General features: G+C 68.4%; 13 protein-coding genes. 10 read left to right on the forward strand and 3 right to left on the reverse strand.

Annotated elements, in window-relative coordinates; translation table 11 throughout:
- Positions 1–7: 7 nt before the first annotated feature.
- From KDW55_RS24085 to KDW55_RS24095, 3 genes are read left to right on the forward strand one after another with little or no spacing between them, the layout of a single operon-like run.
- Complete coding sequence (locus KDW55_RS24085; RefSeq protein WP_040139148.1) at positions 8–1,057, forward strand: formylglycine-generating enzyme family protein; 1,050 nt, start codon at positions 8–10, stop codon at positions 1,055–1,057.
- Positions 1,054–1,866 carry a MetQ/NlpA family lipoprotein gene (locus tag KDW55_RS24090; protein ID WP_212160550.1) on the forward strand — a complete coding sequence of 271 codons (813 nt, stop codon included), beginning with the start codon at positions 1,054–1,056 and terminating at the stop codon, positions 1,864–1,866. Before KDW55_RS24085 ends, KDW55_RS24090 begins: the two co-directional genes overlap by 4 nt.
- Positions 1,860–2,879: a flagellin N-methylase gene (locus KDW55_RS24095; RefSeq protein WP_212160547.1), complete on the forward strand. Its 1,020-nt coding sequence runs from the start codon at positions 1,860–1,862 to the stop codon at positions 2,877–2,879. Before KDW55_RS24090 ends, KDW55_RS24095 begins: the two co-directional genes overlap by 7 nt.
- Before the next feature lie 67 nt (positions 2,880–2,946).
- Here the strand turns inward: KDW55_RS24095 and KDW55_RS24100 are convergent, their stop codons facing one another.
- Positions 2,947–3,879, reverse strand: coding sequence for a LysR family transcriptional regulator (locus tag KDW55_RS24100; RefSeq protein ID WP_059546223.1), 933 nt, complete (start codon positions 3,877–3,879; stop codon positions 2,947–2,949).
- A gap of 207 nt (positions 3,880–4,086) precedes the next feature.
- Between KDW55_RS24100 and KDW55_RS24105 the strand changes: the two genes are divergently transcribed.
- From KDW55_RS24105 to KDW55_RS24115, 3 genes are all read left to right on the forward strand, one after another.
- Positions 4,087–4,860, forward strand: coding sequence for a putative hydro-lyase (locus KDW55_RS24105; protein WP_040139152.1), 774 nt, complete (start codon positions 4,087–4,089; stop codon positions 4,858–4,860).
- A gap of 193 nt (positions 4,861–5,053) precedes the next feature.
- Complete coding sequence (locus KDW55_RS24110) at positions 5,054–6,358, forward strand: MFS transporter (protein WP_040139153.1); 1,305 nt, start codon at positions 5,054–5,056, stop codon at positions 6,356–6,358.
- A 136-nt stretch (positions 6,359–6,494) separates the two neighbouring features.
- Entirely contained in the window at positions 6,495–10,133 is a 3,639-nt protein-coding gene (locus KDW55_RS24115; protein WP_212160545.1) for a hydantoinase B/oxoprolinase family protein, read from the forward strand.
- Here KDW55_RS24115 and KDW55_RS24120 read toward each other — a convergent pair.
- The gene (locus KDW55_RS24120; RefSeq protein ID WP_212160544.1) at positions 10,115–10,624 is read right to left on the reverse strand and encodes a hypothetical protein; all 510 of its coding nucleotides are present in this window, start codon (positions 10,622–10,624) and stop codon (positions 10,115–10,117) included. The two genes, KDW55_RS24115 and KDW55_RS24120, sit on opposite strands and share 19 nt — an antisense overlap.
- 187 nt (positions 10,625–10,811) lie before the next feature.
- Here KDW55_RS24120 and pdeR point away from each other — a divergent pair, with 187 nt between their 5' ends.
- Positions 10,812–12,815, forward strand: coding sequence for a cyclic di-GMP phosphodiesterase (gene pdeR, locus KDW55_RS24125; RefSeq protein ID WP_212160543.1), 2,004 nt, complete (start codon positions 10,812–10,814; stop codon positions 12,813–12,815).
- 54 nt (positions 12,816–12,869) lie between these two features.
- Here pdeR and KDW55_RS24130 read toward each other — a convergent pair whose 3' ends face one another.
- A complete protein-coding gene (locus KDW55_RS24130) occupies positions 12,870–13,733 on the reverse strand; it encodes a crotonase/enoyl-CoA hydratase family protein (RefSeq protein ID WP_212160540.1) in 864 nt (287 codons plus the stop codon).
- Positions 13,734–13,999: 266 nt separating this feature from the next.
- Here KDW55_RS24130 and KDW55_RS24135 point away from each other — a divergent pair, with 266 nt between their 5' ends.
- The 3 genes from KDW55_RS24135 to KDW55_RS24145 all read left to right on the forward strand — a co-directional run bounded on the left by KDW55_RS24135 (position 14,000) and on the right by KDW55_RS24145 (position 16,876).
- On the forward strand, positions 14,000–14,500 hold the full coding sequence (locus KDW55_RS24135) for a hypothetical protein (protein ID WP_212160539.1): 501 nt from the start codon (positions 14,000–14,002) through the stop codon (positions 14,498–14,500).
- A 221-nt stretch (positions 14,501–14,721) separates the two neighbouring features.
- Positions 14,722–16,632, forward strand: coding sequence for a DUF3857 and transglutaminase domain-containing protein (locus tag KDW55_RS24140; RefSeq protein WP_212198053.1), 1,911 nt, complete (start codon positions 14,722–14,724; stop codon positions 16,630–16,632).
- A 76-nt stretch (positions 16,633–16,708) separates the two neighbouring features.
- Positions 16,709–16,876, forward strand: coding sequence for a hypothetical protein (locus KDW55_RS24145; protein WP_197416260.1), 168 nt, complete (start codon positions 16,709–16,711; stop codon positions 16,874–16,876).
- The last annotated feature ends 34 nt before the right edge of the window (positions 16,877–16,910 follow it).

The following is a 16,910-nucleotide window of genomic DNA, read 5'->3' on the forward strand; positions in this document are numbered from 1 at the left end:
TAGCGCGATGCGGTTACGCTTCCTGACGCTCGGCGCGGCGCTCGCGGCCACGCTGTTCGCGGCCGCGTTCGCGGCCGGATATGCGAGCCCGCCGGCGTCGGCCGGTGGCGCGTTCGACGATGCGAATCGCGGGCGTCCGCTCGCGCCGCTCGGCTCCGAGCAGCAGTGCGAGCGCTATTCGGGCCTGCCTGCCAAATGGGGCGACGATCCGAAGGCGGGGATGGTGCACCTGCGCGGCGGCGCATTCGTGTTCGGCAGCACGCGCGGCTATGCGGACGAGCGTCCCGCCGGCGACGGCAGCGCGCGCGTCGGTGGCTTCTGGATCGATCAGACCGACGTGACGATCGCGCAGTTCGCCGCGTTCGTGAACGCGACCGGCTACGTGACGGAGGCCGAACAGCAGGGCGGCGCGGCGGTGTTTCATGTGCCGACGCGCGACGAACTGAATGCGCGCGATCTCGCGTGGTGGACGTGGGTGAAGGGCGCGTCGTGGCGCCAGCCGCACGGCCCCGGCAGCAACGTTCACGGGCTCGGCAACCTGCCCGTTACGCTCGTCACGCAGCGCGACGCACTCGCATATGCGAAGTGGCTCGGCCGCGATCTGCCGACCGAAGCCGAATGGGAATACGCGGGCAAGGCCGGCCGCGACGACGCATCGCTCGATGCGGCGCCGCGCGACGCGAACGGCAAGCCGGCCGCGAACTACTGGCAGGGAGCGTTCCCCGTGCTCGATACGGCCGAGGACGGTCATGCGGGCCTCGCGCCGGTCGGCTGCTATGCGGCAAACGGCTTCCATCTGTACGACATGATCGGCAATGCGTGGGAGTGGACGAAAGACGCGTACACCGGCCCGCATCAATCGCACACGAACGGCGACACGGCGGCCGTCGCACCGCCGACGCGCCGGCACGATACGCCGATGGTGATCAAGGGCGGCTCGTTCCTGTGCTCGCGCGATTACTGCGTGCGTTACCGCGCATCGTCGCGCGAGCAGCAGGAAGCCGATCTCGGCGCGTCGCACATCGGGTTTCGCACGATTCTGAGGGATCCATCATGACGCGGGCGATGAGGCGTTGCATCGCCGCGTTGGTGGCCGTCGCGTGCGGCTTCGGCGGGCCCGGCCGAGCCTTCGCCGCGGACGCGGCGACGCCGGCGATACGCGTCGGCGTCACACGCGGCGTGCATGCCGAGATCATGGGCCAGGTTAAGCGCGTCGCCGCCGCGCGCGGCGTCGGCATCGACGTGGTGCAGTTTGACGACGCGTCGCGCATCGATACCGCGCTCGCCGACGGCCGGATCGATGCGGCGAGCTTCGAGGACGCGCAGCGCCTCGCTGCGACGCGCGCGGCAAAGGGCTATGCAGTGACCGCCGTCGCACCGACCGTCACGCTGCCGATGGCGCTGTATTCGCGCAAGCTGAAGAGTCTGAACGAACTGCAGCCCGGCGCGACGGTCGGCCTTCCCGCCGACCCGCGCGGGATGGCGCGGGCGCTTGTGCTGCTGCAGAACGATACGCTGGTCACGCTGCGCGAAAACGCGGGCCTGCATGCGACACTGCGCGACGTAACCGGCAACCGGCTCGCGCTGAAATTCGTCGCGCTGCGCCGAGATCGCGTTCATGCGGCGCTGGATTCGGCTGCGTTCGTCGCGATCGACAGCGACGATGCCGCGCGCCTGGGCCTGCAACCGGCCCGGGACAGCATCAATCTCGAAGACGCGCGCTCGCCGTACGCGAACGTGTTGACCGTGCGCGACGGGGATCGTGCGAAACCCTGGGTCGCGCAGTTGGTGGCCGCGTATCACTCGGACGACGTCGCGCATTTCATCCTCGCGCGCTATCAGGATTCGGTGCGGCGGCCGTGGTAAGCGATTACCGTCTCGCGTGCCATGCGTGCGGGCGCTGCTGCAACAGCGCGCCGACGTTGTCGTTGCGCGAACTGTTCAGGCATCGGCATACGTTCGTCGGTGCGCTGACGATCGGTCGCGTGCCGAAGCTGCGCGTCGGCGAGCGGTTGCACGCGCAGCGGCATGGCGACGTGCTCGATCCGGAGGATGTCGCCGCTTCGCACGCGCTTGCCGACACGTTGTTCCATCGCGCGACGGGCGCCGGCGGCGAATGGATCGCGCTGACGCTGCAAGGCTACGATTATCCGTCGCTCGCGCGGTGCCCGGCACTGGCCGACGATAGCCGCTGCCGTGTGCATGCCGGCAAGCCGTCGATTTGCGGCGCGGTGCCGCTCGATCCGATGCTGCCCGATCGCTTGCAGTCGCGCGTCCTCGCCCGGCGGCGGGACGAAACGGCATGGCTGGGCGCGCACTGTATCGTCGGCACGGAAGACGGCGGCACGGCTTCCATCGATGCATCGCAGACGATTCCGCTGTTGAAGGAAGGGATGCTCGTCGATCGCGCCGCACTCGACACGTTCCGCCATTCGCTCGTGTTCGAGCGCGCGGTGTGGCGTGACGCGGTGTTCGCGTCGCTGAGCGACGGCGGGCCGCAGGTCCGTCAGGCGTTAGCGCGGCTCGCACCCGGCGGTTATCTGACGATGTCGATCGTGCCGGTGCTGCTGGCAGCCGCATCGGTGTCCACGCATTGTCGTGCGTTGTGCATCGACTTCGTCGACGCCCAGCGCGCGCTGATCGAACAGCGGCTCGAAGCCGCGCTCGCACGCCGGCGTCTCGACGATCGTCCGGTGTCGCGCGAACTGCGCGGCTTCGCAGCGGCCCTCGAACGTGCGCGGCATGTGCTCGCTGCGGTGCCGGAAACTGCCACGTCGCGTGCGAGCCTCGATGCGCGTCGCATCGAAGCATGGCTCGATGATCGAAACGGCATCGACGCCGACGCGTGCGCGCAGCCTCACCCGGGGCAGCCGGCGTGAGCGGCTTGCCGACGCGGCGCTTCATGCGTCGCGCGCGGCGTACGCTGCGCGGTATCCGCACATCGCTTCAAAGCGCCTCGACCAGCAACCGGTTGCTCTTCCCGCAATACTCGTGACACGCGGCGCGCGCCGCAATCGACGCGCCGTGCACGAACTTCGGCGCATCGGCCCGCCGTGACATCGACACGACGATCGACGGCGGCGACGGCTGCAGCGGCAGCTCGACGACCTCGCCGCTCGCGATCAATGCATCCACGAACAGCACCGGAATCGCGGCGACGCCGAACCCGTCGCGCACGAGCTGCACGATCACCGAGATCGACGGCGAACCGGTGATCCGCGTTTCCGACAGCGGCACGCCGTGCGCGTGCGCGAGCGTGCGCACGATGTCCTCGAGCGCGCGATGCGGCGCGGTGCCGCGCCCGTAGGTGAGGATCGGCTGGCGCAGCACCTGCCGCGCGAGGCCCGTGCGCGCGTTCGGCAGCAGCCCCGCGCGCGCGATCCAGCGCACCGGATAGTTCGCCAGCGCGTCGCAGATCACCGACGCCTCGTCGCTGCCTTCCACGCGAATGATCAGATCGAGCTCGCCCGCCATCAGCCGCCGCTGCAGCACGACGCTGACGTCGACGGTCAGGTCGATCTCGAGCTGCGGATAGTCGGCGGCGAGGCGGCGCAGGTAATGCGGCAACCAGCTATGCACGACCGTCTCGATCACGCCGAGCCGCAGCTTGCCGCGCAGCGCGCTTTCGCCTGCCGCGGCGGCCTGAAGCTCGTGCGTGGCCTCGACGACGGCCTTCGCATAGCCGAGCAGATACTCGCCGTTCGGCGTGAGCCGGAACGCGCGGCTGTCGCGGTCGACGAGCACGGTCTGCAATTCGTCCTCGAGCGCCTTCAGGCGCTGAGAGATCGCGGCCGGCGTCGCGTGCAGCGCGGCGGCCGTCGTGCGGAAATTGCGCAGCTTCGCGAGCGTGACGAAGGTTTCGAGAAAACGCGTGTTCATGGCGATCCCGCGGACGGTGGACGCGCAGCTTGCCGGTGAAAAAAACTGAACGGGACCGGGGAAAACCCGGACATCTGTTAAGCAATTCTATACACCGGGCACAAAAAAACTCGTTGGCGACAAAATTTTTTCTTTTCTATTCTTCGCCGTATCCGCTGACGCAGCGACATCGTCGGCCCACTCACACCCCGATCCGCTACCGACATCATGACGCCTTCCGAATTCCGCCAGTCCGTACGCAGCGGCGCGTTCCGCAATCCGACAGCCGGCCAGTGCGGCCCGTTCGCGCAAGCGAATCTCGCGATCCTGCCGAACGCGCATGCGCACGATTTCCTGCGCTTCTGTCAGGCGAATCCGAAGGCGTGTCCGCTGCTCGGCGTCGGCGAACCGGGTGCGTTCCGCGTCGACGTGCTCGGCGAGGATCTGGACATCCGCACCGACGTGCCGAGCTACAACGTGTACAGGAATGGCGTGTTGACGGAGCGCGTCGATTCGCTCGAGGCGTTGTGGCGCGACGACTTCGTCGTGTTCGCGATCGGTTGCTCGTTTTCATTCGAGGACATGCTGGCGCGCGAAGGGATCGGACTGCGGCATATCGAGGAAGGGCGCAACGTGCCGATGTACCGCACGTCGATCCCGAACCGCCGCGCGGGAATCTTCGGCGGCCAGCTGGTCGTGTCGATGCGGCCGCTGCGCGGCGCCGACGCGATACGCGCGGTGCAGATCACGAGCCGGTTTCCCGGCGTGCATGGCGCGCCGGTCCATATCGGCCACCCTGAAGCGCTGGGCATCGCCGATCTCGGCGCGCCCGATTTCGGCGACGCGGTAACGGTGCGCGACGGCGAGCTGCCGGTGTTCTGGGCGTGCGGCGTGACGCCGCAAACCGCGCTGATGGAAGCGAAGCTGCCGCTCGCGATCGCGCATACGCCCGGCTACATGCTGATGACCGACATCACGAACGCGTCGCTGGCCGTGTTCTGATCCGGTCGATGCCGGTGGCCCGCGCGGCCGCCGGCGCCGCCCGTCGCGGCATTACGCGGCATTACGCGGCAGCGGGGCGCCGGGCGCCGACGATCCGCTCGCGGCCGGAGCACGCCGCGGCACACGCATGAAGCCTACGTACCACACGCAAGACGTGCAGGTCTCGACCGCACATTTCGACAGGAGCCTCACCATGGAAAGCAAGACCCTCGCGGCGCCCGCCGCCGAGCCCGCGGGCCCCGCGCGCAACGGCCTGTTCGGATGGTATGCGCACGCGCAGCCGCGCGAGCGGCGCGCGTTCTGGAGCTGCAAGGTCGGTTACATGCTCGACGGGATGGACACGCAGATGCTGTCGTTCGTGATCCCGACGCTCGTCGCGACGTGGGGCATCTCGCTCGCGGATGCCGGCTTCATCGGCACGATGACGCTGCTCGCGTCGGCGCTCGGCGGCTGGATCGCGGGCATCCTGTCCGACCGGATCGGCCGCGTGCGCACGCTGCAACTGACGGTGCTGTGGTTCGCGGTGTTCACCGCGCTGTGCGGGCTTGCGCAGAACTACCACCAGCTGCTCGCCGCGCGCGCGCTGATGGGCTTCGGCTTCGGCGGCGAGTGGACAGCGGGCGCCGTGCTGATCGGCGAGGTGATCCGTGCACGCGATCGCGGCAAGGCGGTCGGGCTCGTGCAGTCGGGCTGGGCGATCGGCTGGGGGCTGTCGGCGCTGCTGTATGCGCTGCTGTTCTCGGTGCTGCCGGCCGAGCAGGCGTGGCGTGCGCTGTTCCTCGTCGGCCTCGCGCCGGCGCTGCTGGTGGTCGTGATCCGCCGCTACGTGAAGGAGCCGGACGTCTACGAAAAAGAGAAGGCCGCGCAGGCGAAAGGCGCCGACGCGCCGCGCTTCACGGAAATCTTTGCGCCGAAGCTGCTGTCGACGACATTGCGCGCGGCACTGCTGACGACCGGCGCGCAGGGCGGCTACTACGCGATCACGACGTGGCTGCCGACGTTCCTGAAGACCGAGCGGCACCTGACCGTGATGGGCACCGGCGGCTATCTCGCGACGATCATCATCGGTTCGTGGATCGGCTATCTGACGAGCGCCTATCTGACCGACCGCGTCGGCCGCAAGCCGAACTTCATCCTGTTCGCGCTCGGCTCGATGGTGATCGCGTTCGCCTACACGTCGCCGGCGCTGCATCTCACCGATTCGTCGATGCTGTGGCTCGGGTTCCCGCTCGGCTTCTTCGCATCGGGCATCTTCTCCGGGATGGGCGCGTTCCTGACCGAGCTGTTCCCGACGCGCGTGCGCGGGTCGGGGCAAGGCTTCTGCTACAACGTCGGCCGTGCGGTCGGCGCGCTGTTCCCGTTCCTGATCGGTGCGCTGGCGAAACACTACGGGCTCGGCGCGAGCATCGGCATCTTCGCGGTTGCCGCGTACGGCGTGATGATCGTCGCCGCGCTGACGCTGCCCGAAACGCGCGGCCGCGAGCTCGACGCCGCATAAGCGCGCCGCGCAAGCGGGCGGCAGTTCCTCCTGCCGCGTTACCTACCCCTGTTCATCGAAGCCCTCACGCGGCGCGCGACGCGCGCCGTGCGACGGCGCTCGTCCTTCGAATCAACGACGCATCGAGTTCATCGCCATGACTGACCGACACAGTTTCCCCGTTTCCTCCGACGCCGCACGCTGGCAATTCTGGATCGACCGCGGCGGCACGTTCACCGACATCGTCGCGCGCCGGCCCGACGGCACGCTCGTCACGCACAAGCTGCTGTCCGAGAATCCCGAGCAATATCGCGACGCCGCAGTCGCCGGCATTCGCCATCTGCTCGGCCTCGCCGACGGCGAGCCGATCACGCCGGAGCGCGTCGACATGGTGAAGATGGGCACGACGGTCGCGACCAACGCGCTGCTCGAACGCAAGGGCGAGCGCACCGCGCTTGCGACGACCCGCGGCTTTCGCGACGTGCTGCGCATCGCGTACCAGAACCGGCCGCGCCTGTTCGATCTCGACATCGTGCTGCCCGATGCGCTGTACGAGACCGTCGTCGAAATCGACGAGCGGATCGGCGCGCACGGCGACGTCGTTGTGCCGCTCGATCTGCAGAGCGCCGAAGCGGCGCTGCGCAGCGTGTTCGACTCGGGCGTGCAGGCACTCGCGATCGTGCTGATCCACGGCTATCGCTACACCGCGCACGAACGCGCGCTGGCCGGGCTGGCCCGCCGGATCGGCTTCACGCAGGTGTCGGTGTCGCACGAGGTGTCGCCGCTGATGAAGATGGTGTCGCGCGGCGACACGACCGTCGTCGACGCGTATCTGTCGCCGATCCTGCGCCGCTACGTCGAGCAGGTCGCGCACGAGATGCCCGGCGTGAACCTGCAGTTCATGCAAAGCAGCGGCGGTCTCACCCGCGCGGACGCATTCCAGGGCAAGGACGCGATCCTGTCCGGGCCGGCCGGCGGAATCGTCGGGATGGTGCGCGCCGCGCGCGCGGCCGGCTTCGAGCGCGTGATCGGCTTCGACATGGGCGGCACGTCGACCGACGTGTCGCACTACAACGGCGAATTCGAGCGCGTGTTCGAGACGCAGGTGGCCGGCGTACGGATGCGTGCGCCGATGATGAGCATCCATACGGTCGCCGCGGGCGGCGGCTCGGTGCTCGGCTTCGACGGTGCGCGGCTGCGCGTCGGCCCCGAATCGGCCGGCGCGAATCCGGGCCCGGCCGCGTATCGTCGCGGCGGCCCGCTGACGGTGACCGACTGCAACGTGATGCTCGGCAAGATCCAGCCCGACCATTTTCCGCGCGTGTTCGGCCCGCACGCGGACGAGCCGCTCGATCGTGCCGGCGTGGTCGCGAAGTTCGAAGCGCTCGCGGACCAGATCCACGCGGCGACCGGCCGGCGCGACACGCCCGAGGCGCTCGCGGAAGGGTTCCTTGAAATCGCGATCGGCAGCATGGCGAACGCGATCAAGAAGATCTCCGTGCAGCGCGGCCACGACGTGTCGCGCTACGTGCTGACGACGTTCGGCGGCGCGGGCGGCCAGCACGCGTGCGGCGTCGCAGATGCGCTGGGGATGACGCAGGTGTTCGCGCATCCGCTGGCGGGCGTGCTGTCCGCATACGGGATGGGTCTGGCCGACCAGACCGCGATGCGGGAACGCGCGGTGGAAGCGGTGCTGTCCGACGCGTCGCTGCCCGCGCTGAATGCGACGCTCGACCGGCTCGCCGACGACGCGATCGGCGCGCTGCTCGAACAGGGCGTGCCGCCGGAGCGCATCGCGACCGAGCGGCGCGTGCACCTGCGCTACCAGGGCACCGATTCCGCGCTCGACGTGCCGGCCGGAAGCGTCGCCGCGATGCAGCAGGCGTTCGAGGCCGCGTACCGGCAGCGCTATGCGTTCCTGATGCCCGGCACGCCGCTGGTCGCCGAACTCGCGTCGGTCGAGGCGATCGGCCGCTCCGACGCGCCGGTCGAGGTCGCGCCGCTCGCGCCGCGCGACGCGGACGCGGCGCCGCACGCACACAGTGCGGTGCGGTTCTACTCGGGCGGCCAGTGGCACGACGCGGCGTTGTACGTGCGCGATACGCTGCTCGCCGGCGATACGATCGACGGCCCGGCGATCGTCGCGGAGCGGAACGGCACGACCGTCGTCGAACCCGGCTGGCGCGCCGACATGACCGCGCAGGGCAACCTGGTCCTGACGCGCACGACGCCGTTGCCGACGCGCCGCTCGCTCGGCACCGACGCCGATCCGGTGCGGCTCGAGATCTTCAACAACCTGTTCATGTCGATCGCCGAGCAAATGGGACTGCGGCTGCAGAACACCGCGTACTCGGTGAACATCAAGGAACGGCTCGACTTCTCGTGCGCGATCTTCGACGGCGACGGCAACCTGATCGCGAACGCGCCGCACATGCCCGTGCATCTCGGCTCGATGGGCGAGAGCATCAGGACGGTGATCGAGCGCAACCGCGGCCGGATGCGCGACGGCGACGTGTTCATGCTGAACGATCCGTATCACGGCGGCACGCATCTGCCCGACGTCACGGTGATCACGCCGGTGTTCGCGGACGGCTCGGACGCGCCGCTGTTCTACGTCGGCTCGCGCGGCCACCATGCGGACATTGGCGGCACGACGCCGGGCTCGATGCCGCCCGATTCGACGCACATCGACGAAGAGGGCGTGCTGATCGACAACTGGCAGCTCGTGTCGGCGGGCGTGCTGCGCGATGCGGACACGCGCGCGCTGCTCGCATCGGGCCGCTACCCGGCGCGCAACGTCGAGCAGAACATGGCCGACTTGCGCGCGCAGATCGCCGCGAACCAGAAGGGCGTCGACGAGTTGCGGCGGATGGTTGCGCAGTTCGGCCGCGACGTCGTGCTCGCATTCATGGGGCACGTGCAGGACAACGCCGAAGAAGCAGTGCGGCGGGTGATCGGCGCGCTGCAGGACGGCGCGTATCGCTATGCGCTCGACAACGGCGCCGAGATTCGCGTCGCGATCCGCGTCGACCGTGCGGCACGGCGCGCGCAGATCGACTTCACCGGCACGTCCGCGCAGCTCGACAACAACTTCAACGCGCCGAAGGCCGTTTGCATGGCCGCGGTGCTGTATGTGTTCCGCACGCTCGTCGGCGACGACATTCCGCTCAACGCCGGCTGTCTGAAGCCGCTCGACGTGATCGTGCCCGCGCGCTCGATGCTGAATCCCGAGTATCCGGCGGCGGTCGTGTCGGGCAACGTCGAAACGTCGTCGGCGATCACCAACGCGCTGTATGGCGCACTCGGCTGCGTCGCGTCGAGCCAGGGAACGATGAATAACTTCACATTCGGTAACGATCAATACCAGTACTACGAGACGATCGCCGGCGGCAGCGGCGCGGGCAACGGCTTCGCGGGCGTGGCCGCGGTGCAGACGCACATGACCAACTCGCGGCTGACCGATCCCGAGGTGCTCGAATGGCGTTACCCGGTGCGGCTCGAGTCGCACCGGCTGCGCGACGGGTCGGGGGGCGCCGGCCGCTGGCGCGGCGGCGACGGCGCCGTGCGGCGGATTCGGTTCCTCGAGGCGATGACCGCGTCGATCCTGTCGAACAACCGGATCCACGCGCCGTTCGGCGCGGCGGGCGGCGAGCCCGGCGCGCTTGGCCGCAACACGATCGAGCGGGCGGACGGCACGGTCGAAACCCTGCGGCATATCGGCCGCGCGCAGATGGCGCCGGGCGACGTATTCGTCGTCGAGACCCCGGGCGGCGGCGGTTACGGCGCGGCGGGCTGACCCGCCTTCGGCACGTGATGCGCGCGCAAGCGCAGCGGCGCCGGGGCTCGCCCCGGAATGCCGGCGCGCGCGCCGGCCGCGCCGATCGCACCGGTTCCATGCGCGCTGGCGCGACGGTCGGGCGGCTGGGCGAGACCGCCCGGCCAGCGTCGTTCGCGCCGATATTGCGCCGGCGGAGAGAATAAAAAAGCATATTCCGACCTGAACGGAAACGAATGTTCACGATGTCGCAGCGTGCTGCGACACGCTTTGACCCCACATGGGAGCACGCGCCGCGGCGCGATGAAGCCCCCCGCGGGAAAGTCGGCAAACGCCCGTCGGACAAGCGTTTCCGGCGTTTTGCGGATGCGGTGCGGCGCGCCGGCGCCCGCTGCGCAAGCGGCGCCGGTCACGAACAGATCGCTGTGCCAATTGAGCGGCGATTCCTTGACACCCCGTTCTAAATGTGAGTGCCAATCTCCATCGTCATTTGATAAGATGGGATCCATCATTCGTTTGGAAATCAGCGCGCGTCGCGCGCATACGCCGGGTCGCATTGGCTGGGAACAAGGACGGAACGAGGGCAGCTGTCAACGCCATCGCGGTTGCCGTTCCGGGTGCGCGCGTCGCACCCCCGGAGGGCGGCGGCCAGCTCGCCTCCGTCTACACTGTGCGTTTTTTCTGGATCGGGGCGAATCCATGGACGACGAAAACGATAGCGCGGTGCTGGAGGCGCATCTCGGTACGCGCAGCCCATGCTGGCGCCTCGGCAGCGACAGCAATGCACTCGAGCTGGCCGCCGTTCGAGGCCTCACCAATATCGCGGTGGCGCTGACCGGCGAGCAGGCCGCGCGGATTCGCGCGCTCACCGGCGTCACGTCCCACCTGGTGCTCGAGCTCGCGCTGTTCGGCGATGCGGTCAGCCTCCATCTGGTCGGCAAGAAGGTCGATACCGCGAACTGGGCCGGCACGGCGTCCGCTTATTCCGATACGGCGTCCGTTGCGAGCGACCTCGCGCACGGGCTCGCGTTCGCCGAGCAGGTCGTGTCCGAGGTGAACTCGCTGGTCGTGATCCTCGACCGCAACGGGATGGTGCAGCGCTTCAACCGGCTGTGCGAGGAAGTGACCGGCAAGCGCGAGGTCGACGTGATCGGCCGCAGCGCGTTCGAGCTGTTCATGAGCCCCGAGCAGGGCGCACAGTCGCGCAGCAACATCACCGGCTTTTTCGCGAGTAACAAGTCGTTCGCGGTCGAGCGCTACATCAACACGGTCAACGGGCCGCGCCTGTTTCAGTTCCGCAACAAGTTCGTGCAGAGCGGCAGCGGCGCCGACGAGCAGTTCCTGATCTGCTCGGGCATCGACATCACGGAGGAGCGCAACGCGCAGCAGCGGCTCACCGAGCTCGCGAACACCGACGGGCTGACCGGCTTGCCGAACCGTCACGCGATCAGCGAGCGCATCCGCATCGCGCTGGGCGCGGAGCGCGCCGACATGCGCGGCCAGGTGGGGATCCTGTTCCTCGATCTCGACAACTTCAAGCGCGTCAACGATCACTACGGCCACATCACCGGCGACCGGCTGCTGCAGGACGTGTCCGCGGTCATCGGCGGCTGCCTGCCGTCCGGTGCGACGCTCGCGCGGCTCGGCGGCGACGAGTTTCTGGTGCTGTTCGAGAACGGCACGCGCGCGCTGCTCGAGGCGACCGCGCAGATCATCCTCGAGCGGATGCGCACGCCGATTCATCTCGGGCTGGTCGAGGTCTACACGAGCTGCTCGATCGGCATCGCGATGTATCCGCAGCACGGCGATTCGCTCGAAACGCTGATCCGCAGCGCCGATACCGCGATGTACGTCGCGAAGGAAGAAGGCAAGCATACGTACCGCGTGTTCTCGATGGAGATGAACCAGAAGGTCGCGAAGTACATGTGGCTCGACACGAACCTGCGCAAGGCGCTCGAGGAAGAGCAGTTCGTGCTGCACTACCAGCCGGTCGTCGACATTGCGACCGGCGACGTGCACAGCGTCGAGGCGCTGATCCGCTGGCAGTCGCCCGATCGCGGGCTGGTCGCGCCGATCGAGTTCATCCGTTTCGCCGAGGAGTCCGGGCTGATCGCGCCGCTCGGCCGCTGGGTGATGCGCACCGCGGCCGCGCAGGCCGCCGCGTGGAAGGCGAAGGGGCTCGGCGTACGGATTGCCGTGAACGTGTCCGCACGGCAGTTGCAGGACACGAACATCGTGCTGCAGTTCGCATCGATTCTCGACGGCGCGGCGCTCAAGCCCAGCCTCGTCGATATCGAGCTTACCGAAAGCAGCTTCATCGAAGACGAAGAAGCGGCGCACGAGCTGATGAAGCAGTTCCGCCAACTCGGCGCAGAGATCCATCTCGACGATTTCGGCACCGGCTATTCGTCGCTGTCGCAACTGTCGCGGTTGCCGCTCGATTCGATCAAGCTCGATCGCAGCTTCATCACCGGCATCGACCGCAACCCGCGCTCGCAGGCGCTGGTGCGCTCGGTCGTGTCGCTCGCGAAGGCGCTGAGTTTTTCGGTGGTCGCCGAAGGCGTCGAAACGCGCGCCGAAGCCGACTTCCTGAAGCAGATCGACGTCGACCACGCACAGGGCTTCTACTTCGCGCGGCCGATGCCGGCCCAGGCGTTCGAAGCGTGGCTCGCGGAAACGAGAAAGCTCAGGCTGATCGCCTGAGCGTCCTCAGATGACCGAGTGCGCCGCCGGCTGGACGGCGGCGCCGTCATCACGTCACACCGTGCGCAGCTTCGACACGCGCCGGTTCTGCAGCATCACCAGACGTTCCATGTACGCGAGGTCCTTCGGCTCGATCGTGAACGCCGCGCGCACCCATTCCTCGGTGATGTCCATCAGCTCCGAACGCGTGAGCTGGAACACGCGCTCGCGCGCGCGCAGCATCGCGCGGATGCCGTTCAGCTTCGGTTTCATCACGTCGATGAAGGTGCGTGTGGCGAGGTAAGCATCGCCCGCGTCGAAGGTCTGGTCGATCAGCCCGCGATCCTCGTACCACTCGGCCGCATGAGCTTCGCCGCTCGAGATCAGCGATTCCGCGAGCCCGCGGTCCGCCTTGCGGGCGACCAGCGAATACCCGCCCATCCCCGGAAACAGGTTGAACGCGATCTCGGGAAAGCCGAGCTTCACGCCTTTCTGCGCGAGTACGTAGTGGTGGGCGAGCGCGGCCTCGAAGCCGCCGCCCAGCGCGCTGCCCTCGACCATTGCGATCGAGATCGCACCGGTGCCGAAGCCCGTGTAGATCTCGTACACGCCGTCGATGCACGAGCGCGCGTAGGCCATCAGCTGATCGCGCCGGCCGCTGCGGATCGCGTCGACGAAGAAGCTCAGGTCGCCGCCGACGTTGAACAGCTCGGGCACGAGCGAGCCCGTCACCCAGAAGTCGAAGCGTAGACCCGACTCGCGTGCGACGCGCGCGAGATGGATGATGTCCGTGACGAGCCGCTGGTTGAAGCACGGCCGCGGCTCGGATCTCAGCATCATCCACATGACATTGCGCCCTTCCTCATAGAACGCGGTCAGTTGTGAGAGTTCTCCTGCTTCATAAAACGGACGGCACGCCGGATGGGATTGGAGTTGCATGGTATGTCCTCGTGAGATGTGGTTTTCCAGAAGCACCGCGGCCGGCGTCGTGGAAAACCAGCCCCCGCACGGCGCCGGCCGCGAGGCATCGCCATTGTTGCGCGCACACAAAGGTCGAATTGCGGGGAAAAACGCATGTCGCGGACATCGCGCACATCGCGGGCGACGTGCGCTGCGAGATCGATGCGAATGACGCGATCGGGGTGAACGCTCGACGGAAGAAGCGCGAGTGAAATGACGGTAGCGGCGCTGCGCGGCGTGGATCGATGCGGCGCGATGACGATGCGCGCGCTTGCAGTTCGGTGTTTCGACGCGATTCCTGTGCGCGCAAACGTTGGCGAGGCGTCGGCGACGCTCGACAAGATCACGCCGGCGCGGTTGGCGGCGAACGGCGTCGTGTGGCCGTCGCCCGTTGCATCGACGACGTCGGCACGCGGGCCATGCGCGGAACCGTCGCCTGGACCTCGTGCGGCAAGCGCGCGGACCTGGCCTGGACCATGCGTTTTTCACGCGATCATCGAATCGTGACCATCCTCATTGCCACGGGAATTGCGACTGCACGGTGCCGGTTCAAGCAGGTAAATACATGCTCGCGCGGATGCGGCGCGGCAGGCGAGTCGATTGCCGCTCACGCAACGACGCACGAGCCGGCCAGCGATGGACGACGTCCGCGGCGCGCCCCGCATTCCAGCAACCCGGCCATCGCCATTCCGGGGCCGGACTACGTTGCCCGCCTGCCGGGGATTTTGTATCGCGACGTGACATAAAAATCGGTCGTTCAGCCGACAGATCGTGAATGTGCGGCAATCCGGGTGTACGGTGCGCGACGCATTCCGGTCTGCCTGCGAGCGTGGCGGCAGAAGCCCGCACGCGACGCCTTGACGGTCGCGGGCGCGTCGCCCACACTCGACTGAACGACGGCGCGCGGCGTCCGTAAACGCGCGCCGTCGCGTGCCGACATGAACCCGACCGCGCGGAGAATTTCGACGTGGTGCGCTTTCCATTTCCATCGAACGGCATCCGGCCGCGCAGCGCATTTGCGCTCGCGCTCGCCGCCGCCTGTGCCGCGCTCGCGTGCCCGGCGTTTGCTGCTGCCGCCGCCGACGACGTGCCGCCGGTCACGATCGTCAGCGATGTGCATGTGTTCGTGCTGCAGCACGACGGCTCGCTCGACGAGCAAGACGATTCGACGCTGCGTGCGAACGATGCGAACGGGATCGACGCAATCGCGCAACGCTACGTGTGGTTCGACAAGAACCTCGAAAAGGTCGAGCTGATCGCGGCCGAGACGATCGATCGCGACGGCGTCGCGCATCCGGTCGGCCCGGACGGCATCCGCGACGTCCAGGAGCCGCGTTCGGCCGGCGCGCCGACGTTTCAGGACGGGCTGTTGCGCACCGTCGTATTTCCCGGCGTCGAAGCCGGGTCGAGCACGCGCATCGCGTTCCGCAAGTCGCGCACGAAGCCCGTCAACGCCGGTTATTTCGGCTATACGGTCGAACCGTCGCGCGAGCCGGTGGAGAGCCAGAGGCTGATCTTCGACGTGCCGGCCGACCTGCCGCTGCATGCGGATGCGCGCGGCTACGTCGCGCTGCCGCCCGTCACCGCGAACGGCCGCACGCGCTACGAATTTGACTACCGGCATGGCCCGTACGACCGGATCGAGAGCGGCTCGGTCGGCTATCCGACCTACGGCGACCGGCTCGTCGTGTCCACGCTGCCCGACTATGCAGCGTTCGCCGCGCGCTACCGCGACGCGGCCGTGGATCCGGGTGCGAACGATCCGGCCGTCGTGCAGCTGGCGCGCGCGCTCACCGCCGGCGCCGACGATCCGCACGACAAGGCGCGCATCCTGTACGACTGGGTGCAGGCGAACGTGCGGTACGTCGCGATCTTCCTCGGCGAGACGGCCGCCGCGCCGCATCGCGTGACGGACATCCTGCGCAACCGCTACGGCGACTGCAAGGACCACGTCGCGCTGTTCGGCGCGCTGCTCGCGGCGGTCGGCATCCGGAGCGAACCGGTGCTGATCAATCTCGGCGCGGTGTACACGCTGCCGTCGGTGCCCGGTTACGGCGGCGGCGCGATCAATCATGCGATCACGTGGCTGCCGGATCTCGGCCTCTACGCGGACACCACGACAGCCGGCATCGCATTCGGCTACCTGCCGCCGATCGTGATGGACCGGCCGGCGCTGCTGGTCGATAGCGGCGTGCTGTCGCGTACTCCGGCCACGCAGACGAAGCGCCGCACCGCCCGCGTGGACATCGATGCGTCGCAACCGGGCGCGGCGCGATTTCACGCGCTCGTCGACGACGAAGGCTGGACGGCCGAGCTCGAGCGCAACGTGTTTCGCCGGGCGCCGCCCGAGCGCCTGCGGCAGCTCGCGAACGAACGGCTGCGACAAAGCGGGTTGCGCGGCCGCACGCAGATCGCGACGAGCGACCGCCGCGCGACCGGCGGCCCGTTCGACGTGACGTTCACCGGCACGCTCGATCACTTCGTCTGGCCGGACGGCACGACTGCGGTGCCCGCGCTGTCGAGCGTGACCGGCGGGATCGCGACGCAGGTCGAAAGCTGGCTCGCCGAACCGGTGCGCACGCAGCCCTGGACGTGTGTCGGCGGCACGTTCGACGAGACCGGGCAGATCGCGCTGCCGGCCGACGTCGCGGTGACAGACCTGCCGGCCGACACCGCCGTGCGCGACCGCTTCATCGATTTCACGTCGCATTACGTGTTCGATCCGGCCGCGCACGTCGTGCAGGTCACGCGGCGGATGACGGCCGAATTCGGCCGGCAGGTCTGCACGGCCGACGAGTTCACCGCGCTGCGTGCGTCGCTCGAGCGCATCGAGCGCGACGCGCAGGCGCAGATCGTCGTGAGGGCGAAGCAACGTTGAAGGCGGGCGCGGCGAGCGGGCGCCGTGCACGAGCAGACGCGCCTGGCCGAAGCCGGCCGACGCTCAGGAGACGAACATGACGGAACGGGAACACGAGATCGCAGCGCTGTCGAAAGAACTGCTGGGCGCGATCGTACAGGGCACGGCAACGAGCGGCGCGCCGGTGGATGCGCAACAGTGCGCGGCGCTGGCCGTGCAGTGCGCGACGGCGCTGATCGACCAGCTGGACGCGCGCAGCGGCTGAGTGCGATTGTTGCGCGCTTGGTGAAGTATCGCGC

It is taken from the genome of Burkholderia sp. AU19243 (assembly GCF_018148075.1).
GTDB classification, from domain to species: domain Bacteria; phylum Pseudomonadota; class Gammaproteobacteria; order Burkholderiales; family Burkholderiaceae; genus Burkholderia; species Burkholderia latens_A.